Origin of the sequence: Occallatibacter sp., assembly GCF_049802275.1 — a bacterium.
Classification (GTDB): domain Bacteria; phylum Acidobacteriota; class Terriglobia; order Terriglobales; family Acidobacteriaceae; genus Telmatobacter.
On the sequence record NZ_JBARMD010000088.1, the window covers coordinates 1 to 2,625 of the forward strand.

Genomic DNA, 2,625 nt, shown 5'->3' on the forward strand with positions numbered 1-2,625 from the left:
TCCCATGGAGAACCAGCCAGCGGCGATGCGAATTCGTATCGGCTCACTGATCAGCGAGCGACGTCCACTAGAGTCATGATGGGTCATTATGGACCGACGGGTGCATGTTCCATTTGATGCGTGGTTGCCCACCATAGTCTCGACAGGCTCAGCCGGACTCGCGTTAGTAGTCAGAGGCAGCTCCCGACGGATCATGATTATGCGGTTCCGGCCCGCGAATATCAGCTTGATCAATCGTCGCCATTACCTGCCACGGCTGCTGCTGATCCTGTCCTTGAAGTACAACGACAAAAACAACCCCAGCGATTTGCAGATATTGACAGGGTCACACCATATCAACGGAAGGGTAGTCCACAAACCGGGCGGTGCCTCGATCCCCGACATCGGGCGTTTCTTTATCCCGCTTTTAGACGCCACGATATATTCTCTTGGCACTGCAAGCGACGCCCGGATGCTCTCAGCGCAAACGGTCCACTCGCCTGGCTATCCTGAGGGAGCACCATGGAGAGTCAACCTCTGCGTGCAAGTCAAACCAAGGGAGCTAGACTTCTTCGACAACTTCGTTGGATCGCCTTGCTGGCGACAGGAGCCGTTCTGCTCCTCGCCACCTCCGGGATCTCATACCAAGCTATTGAGGCCCGAGCAGACGCACGCCGGTTCCACCGGGTTGGAAAGTCGGTTGACGTCGGCGGTTACGATCTCAATATCGATTGCACTGGCAAAGGAAGCCCTACTGTCGTTCTTGTATCAGGACTCGGAGTACCCGCGTCAGGGTGGCGACTTGTACAGCCCGGGATAGCGAGTTTTACTCGTGTTTGCTCCTATGACCGAGCCGGATATGGCTGGAGTGATCCCGGTCCGATGCCTCGAACGCTTTCTCGACTCGCGAAGGAGTTGCACGCACTCCTGGATAATGCGGGCGAAAAACCGCCCTACATACTTGTGGGCCATTCATTCGGCAAAGGCAGCGTTCTCGTGTACAACAAACTTTATCCGGATGAAGTGGCGGGGATGGTCTTAGCCGAGGGTGGTCCGAATAAGGTAACGTTGCCGGCCAGCATACTCGCACCTGCTAAAGCTGATCTTCGTCGCCGCCAGAGGGATCGAACATATGCGTCCGTGCTGTATTTCTTCGGGATTAGCCGGTTCCTCGCGAGAAAGGATATCAAGGGTGCGGGCGAGCCAACCGACGATCAGGAATGGTCGTATCAAGCCATACAGCCAAAATTCATTCGGGCGACAACGAGCGAAGTCGAAGAGCAGTTTGCGGGCGATAGCGAGGCTGAGTTGGCAGACGCTCCAACATTGGGCGACAGGCCGCTCGTCGTTCTCATCGCTGGCAAAGGCATGTGGGGCCTGCCGCTAACCTCACAGGACTGGGTAGACCTACGCAAAAACTGGGTGGATGGGCAAATTCAGTTGGCGCAGCATTTCTCCACAAAAGGAAAGTGGCAAATCGTTTCCGATAGCACACACGCGATTCCAGATGAACGTCCTGATGCGATAGTGGATGCTGTGCGCGAGATGTATGCCGGTGCATCGCAGTAAGACGGGCGGTCTCTGATGTCGCGCTTCCCGAGCGGTCGAGTAGCCCCGGGGAATCTCACCCCGAGGCTCTCACAGATCCGTGCGTGAACCTCTCGATTCACACGGCTCTTCATAGCCGTAGCTTGCTCTCATGCGAGAACAAACCGTCTCCGGAGGAAAGGGCTCATCCTGGAATCCAGTTGGCCGAGCCCTCCGTCGAGCTATGTCATCCTCTTCGCTCCACGCCCATTACAGGCGCTTCAACACTACTACAGGATGATCCGCCATCTTCAAGTGCATCGATATTTCCCTTTCGTGGGTCGCACTTATAGGTTTTCTCTTAGCGTCACTTGAAGACTTCCCATGTTCCGCCTAACCGCCTCGTTGGCAAGCTCAGGCCACCTCTCATGCCGGATGCCGCTGCGCCCGTAAACAGGTAACGTCGTAGCTTATCCCGCAGTAGTGATCACGCCGCGGTTTTGACATCGTTTAATAGGTTTCGACACTTCAACAGTGGTTTCCTTTCGGTCCTCTTCTTGCCTGACACCTGACCCGGTCTAGCCGAGCCTTTTCCTTCCGCGCTCACGACCATGGCACTTAACCAAAGCCGCCGAAGGTGGTTTGAAGCCCGCTCCTGCAAGCCGGCTCCGAGGGGCCCGCCCTCATCGGTTAAACAGTTACGCACGTTCCGCTCTTGCGAGCTTCGCGTGCTCATGGCGCACGATCACCGCCAACCCAGAAACAACTAGTTGAGCAGCAAGCGGGCCGGACTGTTTGGACCTGCCCCCGTTTTTGAGACAACCGGTTAAGACTCAAAATCCAACGAATGGAGAATTGAGTCATGGGATTGTCACGCAGGAAGTTCACCAAGGAGTTCAAGCTGGCTGCCGTTCGGCGGCTGGAAGCAGGGGTATCGATGGCCGAGGTGGCGCGCGGGCTGGAGATCAGCCCGAACGTGCTGCATCGCTGGCAGCGTGAGTTCCGGCAGGCGCCGGGCAACGCCTTTCCCGGGTACGGGCAGCGGCGCTGGTCCGAGGGCCAGATCGCGGAACTGGAACGCAAGATCGGTCGCCAGGCGGTGGAGATTGATGTTTTGAA

At 56.8% G+C, this 2,625-nt stretch carries 2 protein-coding genes; both read left to right on the plus strand.

All coding sequences use genetic code 11. From position 1 onward, the window contains the following. The first annotated feature begins 501 nt into the window (after window positions 1-501). Window positions 502-1,548, plus strand: coding sequence for an alpha/beta fold hydrolase (locus WA354_RS02940; RefSeq protein ID WP_472811515.1), 1,047 nt, complete (start codon window positions 502-504; stop codon window positions 1,546-1,548). Window positions 1,549-2,368: 820 nt separating this feature from the next. Continuing rightward, the coding region (locus WA354_RS02945) for a transposase (RefSeq protein ID WP_472811516.1) at window positions 2,369-2,625 on the plus strand (257 nt) is incomplete at its 3' end.